The sequence below is a fragment of the Pseudomonas hormoni genome (genome assembly GCF_018502625.1).
Classification (GTDB): Bacteria; Pseudomonadota; Gammaproteobacteria; order Pseudomonadales; family Pseudomonadaceae; genus Aquipseudomonas; species Aquipseudomonas hormoni.
The window spans coordinates 4,548,344-4,562,870 of the sequence record NZ_CP075566.1; the positions used below are offsets into that span (position 1 = coordinate 4,548,344).

Consider the following 14,527-nt stretch of genomic DNA (forward strand, 5'->3'; position numbering starts at 1 on the left):
TGCCTCCTTTCCAGTGTCGGATGTCAAAAGGACGTTCCGACAAATCCCGTCGCCCCGAATCACTCTGCGCCTGTCCGCCCCTGCTCGCCCTGCGCCCCATGCCCCGCTATACTCGTCGGCTTTTCCTGAATTAATGCCAATAGGGTCCCGCCGCGCATGGATAAGACCTACCAGCCGCACGCCATTGAATCTTCCTGGTACAACACCTGGGAGTCAGAGAATTACTTCGCCCCGCAAGGCGCGGGCGAGTCCTACACCATTATGATCCCGCCGCCGAACGTCACCGGCAGCCTGCACATGGGGCACGGCTTCAACAACGCGATCATGGACGCCCTGATCCGTTTCCGCCGCATGCAGGGTCGCAACACCCTGTGGCAGCCGGGCACCGACCACGCCGGTATCGCCACGCAAATGCTGGTGGAACGCCAACTCGAAGCCCAGGGCCAGAATCGCCACGACCTGGGCCGTGAGAAATTCCTCGAAAAAGTCTGGGAATGGAAGGATCAGTCCGGCGGCAACATCAGCCGTCAGATCCGCCGTCTCGGCTCGTCCGTGGACTGGGGCCGCGAGCGCTTCACCATGGACGACGGCCTCTCGGAAGCTGTTAAAGAAGCGTTCGTGCGCCTGCACGAAGACGGCTTGATCTATCGCGGCAAGCGTCTGGTCAACTGGGACACCAAGTTGCACACGGCGATTTCCGACCTCGAAGTGGAAAACCATGACGAGAAAGGTTTCCTGTGGAACCTGAAATACCCGCTGGCCGACGGCGCCAAGACCGCTGAAGGTAATGATTACCTGATCGTCGCGACCACTCGCCCGGAAACCATGCTTGGCGACGCCGCCGTGGCTGTTAACCCGAACGATGAACGCTACCAGGCCCTGATCGGCAAATTTGTCGAGCTGCCGCTGGTCGGCCGCCGCATCCCGATCATCGCCGACGATTACTGCGATCCAGAATTCGGCACCGGCTGCGTGAAAATCACCCCGGCCCACGATTTCAACGACTACGAAGTCGGCAAGCGCCACAACCTGCCGCTGCTGAACATCTTTGACAAAAACGCGGCCGTACTGCCGGCCTGTCAGGTGTTCAACCTCGACGGCACGCTGAATGAAAGCATCGACGGCAAGATCCCGGCCGAATACACCGGCCTCGACCGCTTCGAAGCGCGTAAGCAAATCGTGGCTGCGTTCGATGCTGCCGGCCTCTTGGTCAGCGTCAACGATCACGCGCTGAAAGTGCCGAAAGGCGACCGTTCCGGCACCATCATCGAGCCTTGGCTGACCGATCAGTGGTACGTGTCCACCAAGCCGTTGGCCGAGCCTGCGATTGCCGCCGTTGAAGACGGCCGCATCCAGTTCGTGCCAAAACAGTACGAAAACATGTACTTCTCGTGGATGCGCGACATCCAGGACTGGTGCATCAGCCGTCAGCTGTGGTGGGGCCACCGGATTCCGGCCTGGTACGACGAGTCCGGCAAAGTCTACGTCGGCCGCGACGAAGCCGAAGTGCGTGCCAAGCACAACCTCGGCCCGGACGTTGCGCTGCAACAGGACAACGACGTACTCGACACCTGGTTCAGTTCGGGCCTGTGGACGTTCTCCACGCTCGGCTGGCCCGAGCAGACCGAATTCCTGAAGAAATTCCACTCCACCGACGTGCTGGTCACCGGCTTCGACATCATTTTCTTCTGGGTCGCCCGGATGATCATGCTCACCATGCACCTGGTGAAAAACGAAGACGGCACGCCGCAGGTTCCGTTCAAGACCGTTTATGTTCACGGCCTGGTGCGTGATGGCCAGGGTCAGAAGATGTCCAAGTCCAAGGGCAACGTCCTGGACCCGCTGGACATCATCGACGGTATCGAGCTGGAAGACCTGGTGCAGAAGCGCACCTCCGGCATGATGCAGCCGAAACTGGCGAAGAAGATCGAGAAGCAGACCCGCGACGAGTTCGCCGACGGCATCGCCAGCTACGGCACCGACGCCCTGCGCTTCACCTTCTGCTCGCTGGCGTCCACCGGTCGCGACATCAAGTTCGACATGGGCCGCGTCGAAGGCTATCGCAACTTCTGCAACAAGATCTGGAACGCCGCGCGCTACGTGCTGGACAAGGGCGAAGACTGCGGCCAGAACGGCGAAGCCTACGAGCTGTCGCTGGCGGATCGCTGGATCATTTCGCAGTTGCAACGCACCGAAGCCGAAGTGACCCGTCAACTTGACCAGTTCCGCTTCGACCTCGCGGCACAAGCCTTGTACGAGTTCATCTGGAACCAGTATTGCGACTGGTACCTGGAACTGTCCAAGCCTGTGCTGTGGGACGAAAACGCACCGGTTGAACGTCAGCGCGGTACTCGTCGCACGCTGGTTCGCGTCCTGGAAGTCGCGCTGCGTCTGGCGCACCCGTTCATGCCGTTCATCACCGAAGAAATCTGGCAGCGCATCGCGCCGCTGGCCGGTATCGAAGGCAAGACGATCATGCTGCAGCCTTGGCCAGTGGCTAATGAAGAGCGCATCGATCCAGCGGCCGAGAACGATATCGAATGGCTCAAGGAACTGATGCTCGGCACGCGCAACATCCGTGGCGAAATGAACATCGGGCCGGGCAAGCCGCTGAACCTGTTCCTGAAAAACGTCAGCGCCGAAGATCAGCGTCGCCTCACCGAGAACGAAGCCCTGTTGAAGAAACTGGCTCGCCTCGAATCGATCACCGTGCTGGCTGCCGGCGAAGAAGCACCGCTATCCGCCACCGCGTTGGTAGGTGAGATGGAAGTGCTGGTACCAATGGCCGGCCTGATCGACAAGGATGCCGAGCTGGCACGTCTGGACAAGGAAATCCTGCGTCTACAGGGCGAAGTCCAGCGCGTGGGCGGCAAGCTGTCCAACGCTGGTTTTGTCGACAAGGCCCCGGCCGAAGTCATCGAGAAGGAACGCGCCAAACTGGCGGAAGCCGAACAGGCTTTGGGCAAGTTGGCCGAGCAGCATGCGCGGATAGCAAGCTTATAAACGACTGTTACACAGTTATAAAAATAACGCCCCGATTATCGGGGCGTTTTTTTTGAATAATAATTTAATATTTAAATTGACCCTCTCCAATAAAAGTCCGATAGCCTGTTTCCCGCCACACCAATTAAACCACCCTAAAATTTTAAGATAACAAGGTTTATCCGCATGAGTACTCTTCGACAAAAGTCGTTTCTTGCAACATTGATCTATAACAACAGGCCCTTAAGTTTTTTAGGCCTGATTTCAGCAGGAAAATCGATAGGCCCGGTTTTATCGACGGAACCCTTTGGTCAAACCGCCACATTTTACTTTCGCTGCGAAGGTGACTACTACAACCTCTACGTCAGATCCGAAGGCCGGATTTTCGGACAAACACTGGTTGCAGACGGCTCGTTTTTCGGCACCAGCACAAAAGATGCAACGAGCTTCAATATATTGGATACCCATGGAAAAATAGTTACTCTCGACGACCTTAAAACCAACAAAGAACAGATACGCCTACAAACCCGAGGGGGCTTAGAGTTAAAACGTAACGGCGATCTAATAGTCACGACCACAGGCAAAGAAAAACTGACACTGGAACTGGATATCATGGGGCGTAACGAGCCTTATCTAGACCATCCGGATGAAATCTGACAGTTTTTCAGGACGTTGAATTTCGGTCATTCGCCCCTTGTATCCGACCTCGAAAAACCTGGGCATCTCTAGCAAAAACCACATACCCCCCCAACACTGACAAAGGATTATCAGTATGAGCACCAATCGACAGAAATCATTTCTCGCAACATTGGCCTTCCACGGAAAACCGGCGGCAATCATTTCACACTCCGGCAATACAGCCCCGGTTTGGGGCCAAGCCAACAATGGAGTGGCGGACGTATTATATTTTCGATGCGACGGAGACACCTATACGCTTTACATCCGAACTGAAGGCAAGCATTTCGGAAAAACAATCGATCGAGTCGAAAACTTCTTTACGACCAGTACGGCAAGAAACACGACCACGTTCGACATCATCGGCGAAAACGGAAAAGTCATTACACTCGATCAACTCGATACAGATAAAGAAGTCATAGCCTTGCAAACCCGAAGTGGCGATTTATTGAAGACTGAGGTTGTCTGGACGGACGAACCTAAAAGAATCATGCTCAATGGCCAATCCCCCATCACTTTCGGCTTGAAAATTCTGGAGCGCAATGTGCCTTATCTCAGTCATCCGGACGAGGTCTGACAGGTTGCGGGCGAATTCGATCCACCGCGCAGCGAGCTCATATGTGGGACAATGCCCGCCAATTTGAGCCAAACCCTGAATCGACCGCCCATGACCGCCCCTAGCAAACCCAAAGCCCCGCGCACCAAGCCGAAACCCGCAACTCCAGCCAAAGCCGTGGAGCCGCGTGAAAAGGCCAGCCTGCACCCGCGCAATCGCCATCAGGGTCGTTACGACTTCCCGGCACTGATCAAAACCACGCCGGAACTGGCGAAGTTCGTGATCATCAACCCGTACGGCAAGGAAAGCATCGACTTCGCCAGCCCTGACGCGGTGCGGGTGTTCAACCGGGCGCTGCTCAAGTCGTTCTATGGCATTGCGCATTGGGACATCCCGGCGGATTACCTCTGTCCGCCGGTGCCGGGGCGTGCCGACTACGTGCACTTTCTGGCCGACTTGCTGGCCAGCGTCAATGACGGCGAAATCCCGCGCGGTGCGCCGGTCAAGGTGCTGGATATCGGCATGGGCGCCAACTGCGTCTATCCGCTGATCGGTTACAGCGACTACCGCTGGCACTTCCTCGGCTCGGAGATCGACCCGACCGCCGTGGCTGCCGCCAAGGCCATCGTGCAATCCAACGGACTGAACAAAGCCATTCAGTTGCGCCAGCAAAGCAATCCCAAGCACATCCTGCTGGGTTTGCTGGAGCCGGGCGAACGCTTTGACCTGACCATGTGCAATCCGCCGTTCCATGCGTCGATGGACGAGGCCACCAAGGGCAGCGAGCGTAAATGGCGCGCCCTGGGCCGCGCCGACCCGAAACGCAAACTGCCAGTATTGAACTTTGGCGGGCAATCGGCGGAATTGTGGTGCGAAGGTGGCGAAGCGCGTTTTGTGACACAACTGATCGCCGAGAGCGCGCATTTTCAACACAAAGTGCTCTGGTTCAGCACCCTGGTCTCGAAAGCCTCGAACCTTCCGGCGATTCAGACGGCGCTGAAAAAGGCCGGCGTGCTGGAAAGCCAGGTCGTGGAAATGTCTCAGGGCCAGAAGCAAAGTCGCTTCGTCGCCTGGACCTTCCAGACCAAATCCGAACAACAGGTGTGGCGCGAGCGTTGGGCCCGCAAGAGCTGATCCGCTGACCCTGTAGGAGCGAGCTTGCTCGCGAAGAACCTGTGGTCAACGCGCTCATCCAGAATGCCCGCGTTATCGTTTGCGTCCTTCGCGAGCAAGCTCGCTCCTACAGTGGTCTGCGGTGTTTTCGGAATCACAGACACAAAAAAACCGTGCCCGGATCACTCCGGAGCACGGCTTTTTTTTACTGCGTCTTACTTGTTAACAGCGTCGGTCAGGCCTTTGGCCACAACCAGCTTGATAACTTTCTTGGCAGCGATTTCGATGGCAGCGCCAGTCGAAGGGTTACGGCCGGTACGGGCAGGACGCTCAGTCACTTTCAGTTTGCCGATACCTGGCAGAGTGATTTCGCCGCCGTTTTCCAGCTGATCGGCAACGATTTGGCCCAGTTGGTCCAGAGCGTTACGCGCGGTGGTTTTTGGCGCGTCGATAGCTTCAGCGATGTCGGCGATCAGTTGGTCTTTAGTAAGAGCCATGTAGTGTTCCTTCCCTATCAAATTCATATGGATTGCAGAGTGCAGTGTCAGCCATCGAGCCCGATCTTCTGGATCTGGCACCCTCGGCCAATAACCACGGGATCGGGGTTATAGATACCGAAATCAGGGTTTGGTTCGACCTGACAAATGCTGAATGCACGCTTAACGCAGTGACTTCGCGTAAGACGGGGCAAAACTAGCACAGAGACGGGGAAATATCCGCCTCTAGCTACCCATTTGGTCAGCTTTATTGCTCTAAAACAGGAAAAAACTGCATAAGCGCTGCCGCACGCCTGCGAATTGCCCTTCGCACCGCGCCAAAACCAGTGGTTGCGGTACACTTGGCACTTTTTCGGGAGCCTGCCCTGCTCTCTCCAACCAGCCGCTTCAAACAGCCGAGAAGCCCATGCCGATCCGTCATTGCATCGTCCACCTGATCGACAAAAAACCCGACGGCACGCCCGCAGTTCTCCACGCTCGTGACTCTGAACTGGCCGAGTCGAGCGCCATCGAGAATATGCTTGCCGACCTCAACGAGAGCTACAACGCCAAACAAGGCAAGGCGTGGGGTTTCTTCCATGCCGAGTCCGGCGCGCATCCGTTCAGCGGCTGGCTGAAGGAATACCTCGACGGCGGCAAGGATTTCACCGGTTTCAGCCGCGTGGCGGTGGAACACCTGCAAAAACTGATGGAAGAGTCGAACCTCTCTGTGGGCGGCCACGTGCTGTTTGCGCATTACCAGCAGGGCATGACCGATTACCTGGCGATCGCGCTGCTGCACCACAGTGAAGGCGTTGCAGTGACCGATCAGCTGGACGTGACCCCGTCCCGCCACCTCGACCTGGGCCAATTGCACCTGGCGGCTCGGATCAACGTCTCCGAGTGGCAGAACAACAAGCAGTCCAAGCAGTACATTTCGTTCATCAAAGGCAAGAACGGCAAAAAGGTTTCGGAGTATTTCCGCGACTTCATCGGCTGCCAGGAAGGTGTCGACGGCCCGGGCGAAACCCGCACCCTGCTCAAGGCTTTCAGTGACTTCGTCGAAAGCGAAGACCTGCCGGAAGAGTCGGCCCGCGAGAAAACCAAGACCCTGGTGGATTACGCCAGCAGCCAGGCAAAAATGGGCGAGCCCATGGGCCTGGAAGAGCTGTCGGAGCTGATCGACGAAGAGCGCCCGAAGGCCTTCTACGATCATATCCGCAATAAAGACTACGGCCTGTCCCCGGAGATCCCGGCGGATAAACGTACGCTGAACCAGTTCCGCCGCTTCACTGGCCGCGCCGAAGGCCTGTCGATCAGCTTCGAAGCGCACCTGCTGGGCTCGAAGATCGAATACGACGAAGAAGCCGGCACGCTGATCATCAAGGGACTGCCGACTCAACTCACTGACCAGCTCAAGCGACGCAACTGATGCTCGGCAGCGTACTGAAGAAATTCCTGCTGATCCTGCTGGTGGTCGTGGTCTATCAGAACTGGGGCAAGATCGAGCGGGTTTTCAACCCTTCACAAGTGGTGTCCGAGCAGACCCAGGCCAAGGCCAGCGTCGTGCTCTACGCCACCGAGTGGTGTGGCTACTGCAAACTGACCCGGCGCTTTCTTGATCAGAAAGGCATTCCGTACAAGGAATTCGATATCGAGAAAGATGCCGAGGCGCGCAAGGCGTATGAGACGCTGGGTGGCGGCGGGATTCCGATCATCGATGTGAACGGTACGTTGATTCGTGGCTACGACCCCGACGCGATCCTCGCAGCCCTCAAATAACTGATCAGGCCCACACAATCCTTGTGGCGAGGGAGCTTGCTCCCGCTGGGCTGCGAAGCGGCCCCACTATTTTATGAGTGCTGCGCACTCAAGCGGGAGCAAGCTCCCTCGCCACAAGTGTGTTTATCAGCGTTTTTCGATGCGGAAACCAAATCGCGGAAAGTGCACATGCACCACGCCGCCACGCTCGTCTTCTCGACGCAGAATCAACTCTTCACGCCCGGCAAACAGCAACTCCCCGGCCACCGGATCAACGCCATAATCGGTCGCGGCGATCACCACCTGCTGACCCGCCTCAAAACCATTCGGCTCATCAAACTGCTCATCCGGAAGCGCGGCCGGCGTGGCATTGCGCGCGACCTCCAGCGCCTCCTCGGAAGTCATCTCGCTGGACGCGCCATGACCAAACCCCATCACCCGCCCGAGCCATGCAGAAACCGCCGGATAAGCATCGACCAACGGTGCAGTCACCGGCGTAGCCTTGAGGAACCACAGACAATGAGCCAGGGCAAAGTCGGCAATCGACGGCTCACCGAACAGGAAATCACCCTGCTCGCGCTGAAGCTGCTGCTCCAGGCGCCCCATGATTGTCGGCCATTGATGCCGGGCTTGCTCAGCGGACAACTTGGTAGAGCTGCCACCGCTAAACAGACCGGCGCGATCGGCGATGAACGCCTTGATCGCTTCCGGTGGCATATTGCCGAAGCGCACGGCAATCGATTCCGGCTGAAACACCAGGCTGACCGCATGCTGGAACACCACCGAATCGGCCCAGGCGGCGAACGATGCGGCGATCATTTCCTGACCTTCCGGGAAGAACGCCGGCAAGGCCTTTTCCTGCTCCAGACGACGGGCGATCAGCGCGGTGTCGCAGTAAATATCGGCGCCAATCTGCAACACAGGCGTCTTGCGATAGCCGCCAGTCAGGGCCGTCAGATCAGGTTTGGGCATCACCGGCGAGATTTTCACCGAGCGCCAGGACAGCCCCTTGAAGCCCAGCAACAGGCGGGCCTTTTCGGCGAAAAGGGACGTCGGGTAATGATGAAGAATCAACTCTGACATGCTCGGCTCCGCCGCACGGATAATGAATCCGCAGCTTAGCGCGCAATCCGCAAGCATCCTACCCATCTGCCTGATGGGAACTTATCAGTCAGATTGATAAGCCCGCAGCAAAGGTCGCCACCAGACATTCCTTGGCGCTTTTCTTGAGTTTTTTGATCAGCCGTTCCTGGCGCAGCGCTTCGCTTCTGTCGCGGCAGACTTCGGTGTAGACCAAGGCTACGGCCGGGCTGGAGAGGAAGAACCGCGCACCTTTACCACTTTGATGGATGGCGAAACGTCGTACGGGATCGTCGCTGATCCCGCAGTAGAGCGAACCATTGGCCGCGCGAACGAGGTAGACGAACCACGGTTTGCTGACAGGCGTAGGTTCGGCGGCAATGACGGAAGATTCGCTCGGGGTGTTCACGTGACGATCAAGACTTGAAAGGAAACAAGCCGCGATCTTATCAGCGACTGGCCTGGAATGCCTTCAGCCCCTTCAAGGCCTGAGCGCGAACCGCGTTTCTCACCAACGGCGTCCACCCCAGCAGCACCCCTTTGAAACCCAGCGCCTGTCGTGACCAGGTCCACAGATCGAAGCTGTCGTGATGCTCGCAGATCTTGCCGTCGCGAAAAACAAAACGTGCCTGAATGTCATTGACCACGGTGTTACCGGTCTGGCTGAACAGGTACGTCGCCACCCAATGCGCGCCGCCGCTGCGCTCGTCACTGCGGACATTATCGAACGTCAAGGAAAAATCCTTGGCCCGAGTGGTGAGCATGCGCCACATGTCGCCAGCATCACGGCCGCGCAGTTCGCCAAACGCCGGGTCACTGAACACCACGTCGTCGGTGTAACAGGCACTCATCGCCTCGGCATCCAGCTGCTGGAAGGCTTGGTAGAACCGGGTGATCAAGGCGTTGTGGGTATCACTCATGGGCAGACTCCCTGTTGTGCAAAATGGCATCAAAAGATTGCCTGCACGATAGTCTGCAAATGCACGCAAGACCACTGGCATTCGTGGGCCGAATGCCAGTGATGCAGCCATTCAGATTTTTTCGCTTTGCACCTGAACGTAAAGGGTTCGCCCGGCACCGAGCCCGGCGACAATCGCACCAAGGCCGATCACTCCAAAGATCCAGCCCACAGCGTTCCAGCCACCGGTCCAGTCATGCACGATGCCGACCGCGAATGGCCCCATGGACGCCAGGGTGTAGCCAAAGCCCTGGGCCATGCTCGACAGGTTGGCCGCGATATGCGAGTCCCGCGAACGCAGCACGATCAGGGTCAACGCCAGACTGAATGTACCGCCCTGCCCCAAACCGAGCAGGATTGCCCAGCCCCACAGGCCTTCGATGGGTGCGTAGAGGCAACCGAACAGACCGCCGAGCGTCAGCACCATGACGATCACAATCGCCAGGCGTTGATCCTTGCCACGCGTCGCCAGCCATGGCGCGGCCAGCGAACTGGCCAACTGAACAATCACTGAGCCGGACAGCACCAGACCGGCCTGGGTCGGCGTCAGACCGCGACCGATCAGGATCGACGGCAACCAGCCAAACACGATGTAGGCCAGCGACGATTGCAGGCCCATGTACAAGGTCACTTGCCAGGCTAACGGGTCACGCAACAAACCGCGAACCCGATAAGCAACGTTATGCGCGCCGTGTTTTTGACCTACCTGTGGCAACCAGAAAATCGCCGCCACCAGCGCCGGAATCACCCAAAACCCGAGGCCCAGGGCCCAGCTTTTGTCGAAATGTTCGCTCAACGGCACGGTCGCGCCAGCCGCCATCGCGGCCCCCAGACACAGCGCCATGGTGTAGACGCCGGTCATGGTGCCGGCGTGTCTGGCGAAGTCGCGTTTGACGATGCCCGGCAGCAAAACGCCGATGACGCCGATGCTGGCACCGGCCAACACGCTGCCGGAAAACAGTCCGATCTCGCCGAACGAACTGCGCAGGATGATCCCGCCGGCCAACGTCAGAAGGATGCCCAACACCACGCGTTCAGCGCCGAAGCGTCGCGCCAGAATCGGTGCAAGCGGTGCGAACAAACCAAGGCAAAGCACCGGCAGCGTCGTCAGCAAACCCGCCTGTGCCGCGGACAGTCCGAGGCTTTTCGACACCTCGCTGAGCATCGGCGCCATGCTCGACAGCGCCGGACGCAAGTTCAGCGCCACCAGAATCAGGCCCAGCAGCAACAGCCACGGCCGCAGCAGAACGGGCTGACTTTTCTGAACCTGTTCATCATCGGCTTCGGCGTCGATCAGCAGCTCTTCGAGCTCCGCCGTGCGCTTGGCTTCGGGGATGTGATTGTTGCTGCTGGACATGGCGTTCTCGGTTTCAAGGTTCATTGATCAACTGCCTCGTCAGGGCTTTGGCCCGTTCCGGGTCGCGTTGTTCGACGGCATCGAGCAATTGGATATGCAGGTCGAACACTTCCTGGCGGCGAGGCGTGACGCTCAGGGTCTGGCGCAATTGCGCACCGATGACGCTGGAGAAATAGCGATACAACTCGCTGAGGGTCGGGTTGTGCGCGGCGTCCACCAGGCGACGGTGGAATACCAGATCGCAAGCGATGTAGCTGTCGAGATCGCCGTGATAGTGATCGCCGCTGACGTTGAGCGCTTTGCGTAATTCGATGAGGTCTTCGTCGGTCCTGCGGATGGCGGCAAGGCCGATGGCCTCGACCTCAAGGATGTGCCGTGTTTCCCGCGCCTGTTCGAGGGAGCATCGGGACAACGCTTTCAGAGTGTCCAGAGGATCGATCACCGCCCGCAGATAACTGCCGTCTCCCTGACGGATTTCAATCAACCCGGAAAACGCCAACACACGCATGGCTTCGCGGACGGTGTTGCGGCTGATGCCCAACTCAGCGGACAACTCTGGCTCGGTGGGCAGGCGTTGGCCGACAGTCCAGACGCCTTCGGTGATGCGCAGACGCAACTGATCCAAGGCCTGATCGACCAAGGATCGCTTTATTAATGGAGAAATTTCTGACATTGGATTCGCCCTTTCATCCAATCATAGGATGAATTTTCTGACATGTTAGTCAGCTTCGTCCGAGAGGGCAACGGGCTAGGGTTATTCAGGCAACAAAAAGAACTGAATTTCAGATTGCCAAAATTACCCTTTAAGGGTAATTTTTTAACTCAAGGTCCCAAGTTTCTTATGGAAAAGAACACACCTCATTACGACTTGGCCGTAGTCAAAGCGGAGGTTGTCAGGCTAGGAACAAAAGCATTTACCGCTGCCGCGCGGGAAGGTGGCCGGAGACTCGATTTAAGCCTTGCACAGATGCTGCGAATCGTCTGTTCGCTGGAGCACAGGATGCTGCACAAATCGATGACCACTTACGCCGACCATCGAATATGGCAGGACGTTTATCACATGAAGACTCACGGTTTGGAGATTTACATCAAAGCGACTTACCGCCCCGGTGGTGGGCCTCCGATAATCTCCTTCAAGGAGAAAGACACATGAAAGCAAAGCAATGCTTCAGCTGCGGCACCCATGATGGACTGCAACATTTTGACTCGCGCAGCTTCACCATTGACTTCAAGCAGATGAGTCGTGAGATAGACGACATTTCAGGTTATGAATGCCGGGTCTGCGGTGAAATCGAGTTCGATGACGCAAGTGCCGAACGGTACTCCGAGGCTAGCGATCAACTGCTCATTGACTGCCGCCAACTCATGGCAGCCGAGATGAAACGCATCCGCCGCAAACTGCATCTCACGCAAAAAGACGCTGTGAAGCTCCTCTCCGGTGGCGGGCACAACGCCTTCTCCCGTTATGAGCGCGGTGAACTGGCGCCACCTCAGCCGCTGTTTACATTGATGCTCCTGCTTGATCGTCATCCGCACCTGATGGCCGAGGTGCACGCGCTCAGTGAGGGGAGCGATTTGAAGCAACTTCTCGCGGCCTGTCATCCAGAACACGAAACAGCCCTGACGCGATAAATCCCCAGGCAAAAATAAACCCGGAACATGTCCGGGTTTATTTCAACGCCTGTGCAGGATCAATGCAGGATCTGGCTCAGGAACAACTTGGTCCGCTCATTCTGCGGATTATCAAAGAAGTCGTTCGGCGCAGCCTGCTCGACGATTTCACCCTTGTCCATGAAGATCACGCGGTTGGCCACGGTGCGGGCGAAGCCCATTTCGTGGGTTACGCAGAGCATGGTCATGCCGTCTTCGGCCAGGCCGATCATGGTGTCCAGAACCTCTTTCACCATCTCCGGGTCGAGTGCTGAAGTCGGTTCGTCGAACAGCATGATTTTCGGCTTCATGCACAGGGCACGGGCAATCGCCACACGCTGCTGCTGACCACCGGACAGTTGCCCCGGGAATTTATGCGCCTGTTCCGGAATGCGTACGCGCTCCAGGTAATGCATGGCGATTTCTTCGGCCTTGCGCTTGGGCATCTTGCGCACCCACATCGGCGCCAGCGTGCAGTTCTGCAGGATGGTCAGGTGCGGGAACAGGTTGAAGTGCTGGAACACCATGCCGACTTCGCGGCGGACCGATTCGATCTGCTTGAGGTCGTTGGTCAGCTCCACGCCATCGACCACAATGCGGCCCTGCTGGTGTTCTTCCAGACGGTTGAGGCAACGGATCGTGGTGGATTTGCCGGAACCCGACGGGCCGCACAGGACGATTCGCTCGCCCTGCTTGACGTTCAGATTGATGTCTTTCAACACGTGGAACTGTCCGTACCACTTGTTCACGCCCTGCATCTGAATAATGCCTTCAGGGCTCACAGGCTGTTTGATCGCTTCGCTCATCACTTAACTCCTAACGCTTGTGGCCTGTGTCCAGCTTACGTTCCAAATGCATGGAATAGCGGGACATACCAAAACAGAAAATCCAGAACACCAGGGCCGCGAACACATAGCCTTCAGTGGCCATGCCCAACCATTTCGGGTCGGCGGCGGCTTGTTTGACGCTGTTGAGCAAGTCGAACAGGCCGATGATGATCACCAGGCTCGTGTCCTTGAACAGCGCAATGAAGGTGTTGACGATGCCAGGGATTACCAGCTTCAGGGCTTGCGGCAGAATCACCAGGCCCATGCTGCGCCAGTAACCGAGGCCCATCGCTGCGGCCGCTTCGTACTGACCTTTTGGAATCGCTTGCAGACCGCCCCGCACCACTTCGGCGACATAGGCCGACTGGAACAGGATCACGCCGATCAGTGCCCGTAGCAGTTTGTCGAAGTTCATGCCTTCAGGCAGGAACAACGGCAGCATCACCGAGGACATGAACAGCACCGTGATCAACGGCACGCCGCGCCAGAATTCGATGAAGGTCACACAGACCACTCGAATCGCCGGCATGTTCGAACGACGGCCCAGGGCCAGGACGATACCCAGCGGCAGGGCGCCGGCAATACCGACGGTGGCGATCACCAGCGTCAGCATCAGGCCGCCCCATTGGCTGGTCGCCACGGTGGTCAGGCCGAACAAACCGCCATGCAGCAGGAAGTAGGCAATGATCGGGTACAGCACCAGGAAGCTCAGGCCATACACCGCTTTACGGTGAAAGCGCGAGATGAACAACGGCGCCACGCCGATGACCGCCAGCCACACGGTCAGGTCCACGCGCCAGCGCAGGTCCACCGGGTAGTAGCCGTACATGAACTGGCCAAAGCGCTGCTGGATGAACACCCAGCAGGCGCCCTCCTTCGTGCAGTCGGCGCGGGTGGTGCCGACCCAGTTGGCGTCGATGATCGCCCATTCCAGAATCGGCGGAACCACCAGGTAAATCAGGTAGAACGCGAACAGGGTCAGCAGGGTGTTGAGCCAGCTGGAGAACATGTTCGCGCGCATCCACGCCACCACACCGATGCTGCTGCTCGGTGGAGGCATGTCGGGTTTGAAAGTATGAGTACTCATGCGCT

Annotated in this window: 16 protein-coding genes; 8 read left to right on the forward strand and 8 right to left on the reverse strand. The window is 57.7% G+C overall.

Translation table 11 applies throughout. The features are described from left to right. Positions 1 to 156 precede the first annotated feature (156 nt). The 4 genes from KJF94_RS21130 to rlmF all read left to right on the forward strand — a co-directional run bounded on the left by KJF94_RS21130 (position 157) and on the right by rlmF (position 5,347). Positions 157 to 3,003: a valine--tRNA ligase gene (locus tag KJF94_RS21130; protein WP_214378499.1), complete on the forward strand. Its 2,847-nt coding sequence runs from the start codon at positions 157 to 159 to the stop codon at positions 3,001 to 3,003. A gap of 165 nt (positions 3,004 to 3,168) precedes the next feature. Next, positions 3,169 to 3,639: a hypothetical protein gene (locus KJF94_RS21135; protein ID WP_214378501.1), complete on the forward strand. Its 471-nt coding sequence runs from the start codon at positions 3,169 to 3,171 to the stop codon at positions 3,637 to 3,639. A 115-nt stretch (positions 3,640 to 3,754) separates the two neighbouring features. Then, positions 3,755 to 4,234 carry a hypothetical protein gene (locus tag KJF94_RS21140; RefSeq protein ID WP_214378503.1) on the forward strand — a complete coding sequence of 160 codons (480 nt, stop codon included), beginning with the start codon at positions 3,755 to 3,757 and terminating at the stop codon, positions 4,232 to 4,234. A 90-nt stretch (positions 4,235 to 4,324) separates the two neighbouring features. Then, entirely contained in the window at positions 4,325 to 5,347 is a 1,023-nt protein-coding gene (gene rlmF / locus KJF94_RS21145; RefSeq protein ID WP_214378505.1) for a 23S rRNA (adenine(1618)-N(6))-methyltransferase RlmF, read from the forward strand. 194 nt (positions 5,348 to 5,541) lie between these two features. Here rlmF and KJF94_RS21150 read toward each other — a convergent pair whose 3' ends face one another. Beyond that, the gene (locus tag KJF94_RS21150; protein WP_007905514.1) at positions 5,542 to 5,823 is read right to left on the reverse strand and encodes an HU family DNA-binding protein; all 282 of its coding nucleotides are present in this window, start codon (positions 5,821 to 5,823) and stop codon (positions 5,542 to 5,544) included. A 406-nt stretch (positions 5,824 to 6,229) separates the two neighbouring features. On the opposite strand from KJF94_RS21150, the gene yejK reads away from it, so the two are divergent. Next, on the forward strand, positions 6,230 to 7,234 hold the full coding sequence (gene yejK, locus KJF94_RS21155) for a nucleoid-associated protein YejK (protein WP_214378507.1): 1,005 nt from the start codon (positions 6,230 to 6,232) through the stop codon (positions 7,232 to 7,234). Further along, positions 7,234 to 7,584, forward strand: coding sequence for a glutaredoxin family protein (locus KJF94_RS21160; RefSeq protein ID WP_214378509.1), 351 nt, complete (start codon positions 7,234 to 7,236; stop codon positions 7,582 to 7,584). Before yejK ends, KJF94_RS21160 begins: the two co-directional genes overlap by 1 nt. Positions 7,585 to 7,710: 126 nt before the next feature. On the opposite strand, the gene KJF94_RS21165 is transcribed toward KJF94_RS21160, so the two are convergent. From KJF94_RS21165 to KJF94_RS21185, 5 genes are all read right to left on the reverse strand, one after another. After that, positions 7,711 to 8,646 carry a glutathione S-transferase family protein gene (locus KJF94_RS21165; protein ID WP_214378511.1) on the reverse strand — a complete coding sequence of 312 codons (936 nt, stop codon included), beginning with the start codon at positions 8,644 to 8,646 and terminating at the stop codon, positions 7,711 to 7,713. Positions 8,647 to 8,734: 88 nt separating this feature from the next. Then, positions 8,735 to 9,052: a GIY-YIG nuclease family protein gene (locus tag KJF94_RS21170; protein WP_214378513.1), complete on the reverse strand. Its 318-nt coding sequence runs from the start codon at positions 9,050 to 9,052 to the stop codon at positions 8,735 to 8,737. 40 nt (positions 9,053 to 9,092) lie between these two features. Further along, a complete protein-coding gene (locus KJF94_RS21175; RefSeq protein ID WP_214378515.1) occupies positions 9,093 to 9,563 on the reverse strand; it encodes a nuclear transport factor 2 family protein in 471 nt (156 codons plus the stop codon). A 111-nt stretch (positions 9,564 to 9,674) separates the two neighbouring features. Further along, positions 9,675 to 10,982 (reverse strand): CynX/NimT family MFS transporter, encoded by a 1,308-nt coding sequence (locus tag KJF94_RS21180; protein ID WP_214378517.1) that lies wholly within the window; start codon positions 10,980 to 10,982, stop codon positions 9,675 to 9,677. Continuing rightward, complete coding sequence (locus KJF94_RS21185) at positions 10,972 to 11,631, reverse strand: FadR/GntR family transcriptional regulator (RefSeq protein ID WP_214378519.1); 660 nt, start codon at positions 11,629 to 11,631, stop codon at positions 10,972 to 10,974. The genes KJF94_RS21180 and KJF94_RS21185 overlap by 11 nt, the downstream gene beginning before the upstream one ends. Positions 11,632 to 11,799: 168 nt before the next feature. Between KJF94_RS21185 and KJF94_RS21190 the strand changes: the two genes are divergently transcribed. Together KJF94_RS21190 and KJF94_RS21195 are read left to right on the forward strand one after the other, a co-directional pair. Next, positions 11,800 to 12,111 (forward strand): type II toxin-antitoxin system MqsR family toxin, encoded by a 312-nt coding sequence (locus KJF94_RS21190; RefSeq protein ID WP_214384924.1) that lies wholly within the window; start codon positions 11,800 to 11,802, stop codon positions 12,109 to 12,111. Then, complete coding sequence (locus KJF94_RS21195) at positions 12,108 to 12,590, forward strand: type II toxin-antitoxin system MqsA family antitoxin (RefSeq protein WP_214378521.1); 483 nt, start codon at positions 12,108 to 12,110, stop codon at positions 12,588 to 12,590. Before KJF94_RS21190 ends, KJF94_RS21195 begins: the two co-directional genes overlap by 4 nt. Positions 12,591 to 12,649: 59 nt before the next feature. Here KJF94_RS21195 and KJF94_RS21200 read toward each other — a convergent pair whose 3' ends face one another. Then, positions 12,650 to 13,414 carry an amino acid ABC transporter ATP-binding protein gene (locus tag KJF94_RS21200; protein WP_045062117.1) on the reverse strand — a complete coding sequence of 255 codons (765 nt, stop codon included), beginning with the start codon at positions 13,412 to 13,414 and terminating at the stop codon, positions 12,650 to 12,652. Positions 13,415 to 13,424: 10 nt separating this feature from the next. Next, the gene (locus tag KJF94_RS21205; RefSeq protein ID WP_214378523.1) at positions 13,425 to 14,522 is read right to left on the reverse strand and encodes an amino acid ABC transporter permease; all 1,098 of its coding nucleotides are present in this window, start codon (positions 14,520 to 14,522) and stop codon (positions 13,425 to 13,427) included. Positions 14,523 to 14,527 lie beyond the last annotated feature (5 nt).

What these genes read in the sequence shown, in the direction of transcription:
- KJF94_RS21130 (WP_214378499.1), top strand. Translation starts at nt 157, where the DNA reads ATGGATAAGACCTACCAGCCGCACGCCATTGAATCTTCCTGGTACAAC.
- KJF94_RS21135 (WP_214378501.1), top strand. Translation starts at nt 3,169, where the DNA reads ATGAGTACTCTTCGACAAAAGTCGTTTCTTGCAACATTGATCTATAAC.
- KJF94_RS21140 (WP_214378503.1), top strand. Translation starts at nt 3,755, where the DNA reads ATGAGCACCAATCGACAGAAATCATTTCTCGCAACATTGGCCTTCCAC.
- rlmF (WP_214378505.1), top strand. Translation starts at nt 4,325, where the DNA reads ATGACCGCCCCTAGCAAACCCAAAGCCCCGCGCACCAAGCCGAAACCC.
- KJF94_RS21150 (WP_007905514.1), bottom strand. Translation starts at nt 5,823, where the DNA reads ATGGCTCTTACTAAAGACCAACTGATCGCCGACATCGCTGAAGCTATC.
- yejK (WP_214378507.1), top strand. Translation starts at nt 6,230, where the DNA reads ATGCCGATCCGTCATTGCATCGTCCACCTGATCGACAAAAAACCCGAC.
- KJF94_RS21160 (WP_214378509.1), top strand. Translation starts at nt 7,234, where the DNA reads ATGCTCGGCAGCGTACTGAAGAAATTCCTGCTGATCCTGCTGGTGGTC.
- KJF94_RS21165 (WP_214378511.1), bottom strand. Translation starts at nt 8,646, where the DNA reads ATGTCAGAGTTGATTCTTCATCATTACCCGACGTCCCTTTTCGCCGAA.
- KJF94_RS21175 (WP_214378515.1), bottom strand. Translation starts at nt 9,563, where the DNA reads ATGAGTGATACCCACAACGCCTTGATCACCCGGTTCTACCAAGCCTTC.
- KJF94_RS21180 (WP_214378517.1), bottom strand. Translation starts at nt 10,982, where the DNA reads ATGAACCTTGAAACCGAGAACGCCATGTCCAGCAGCAACAATCACATC.
- KJF94_RS21185 (WP_214378519.1), bottom strand. Translation starts at nt 11,631, where the DNA reads ATGTCAGAAATTTCTCCATTAATAAAGCGATCCTTGGTCGATCAGGCC.
- KJF94_RS21190 (WP_214384924.1), top strand. Translation starts at nt 11,800, where the DNA reads ATGGAAAAGAACACACCTCATTACGACTTGGCCGTAGTCAAAGCGGAG.
- KJF94_RS21195 (WP_214378521.1), top strand. Translation starts at nt 12,108, where the DNA reads ATGAAAGCAAAGCAATGCTTCAGCTGCGGCACCCATGATGGACTGCAA.
- KJF94_RS21200 (WP_045062117.1), bottom strand. Translation starts at nt 13,414, where the DNA reads ATGAGCGAAGCGATCAAACAGCCTGTGAGCCCTGAAGGCATTATTCAG.
- KJF94_RS21205 (WP_214378523.1), bottom strand. Translation starts at nt 14,522, where the DNA reads ATGAGTACTCATACTTTCAAACCCGACATGCCTCCACCGAGCAGCAGC.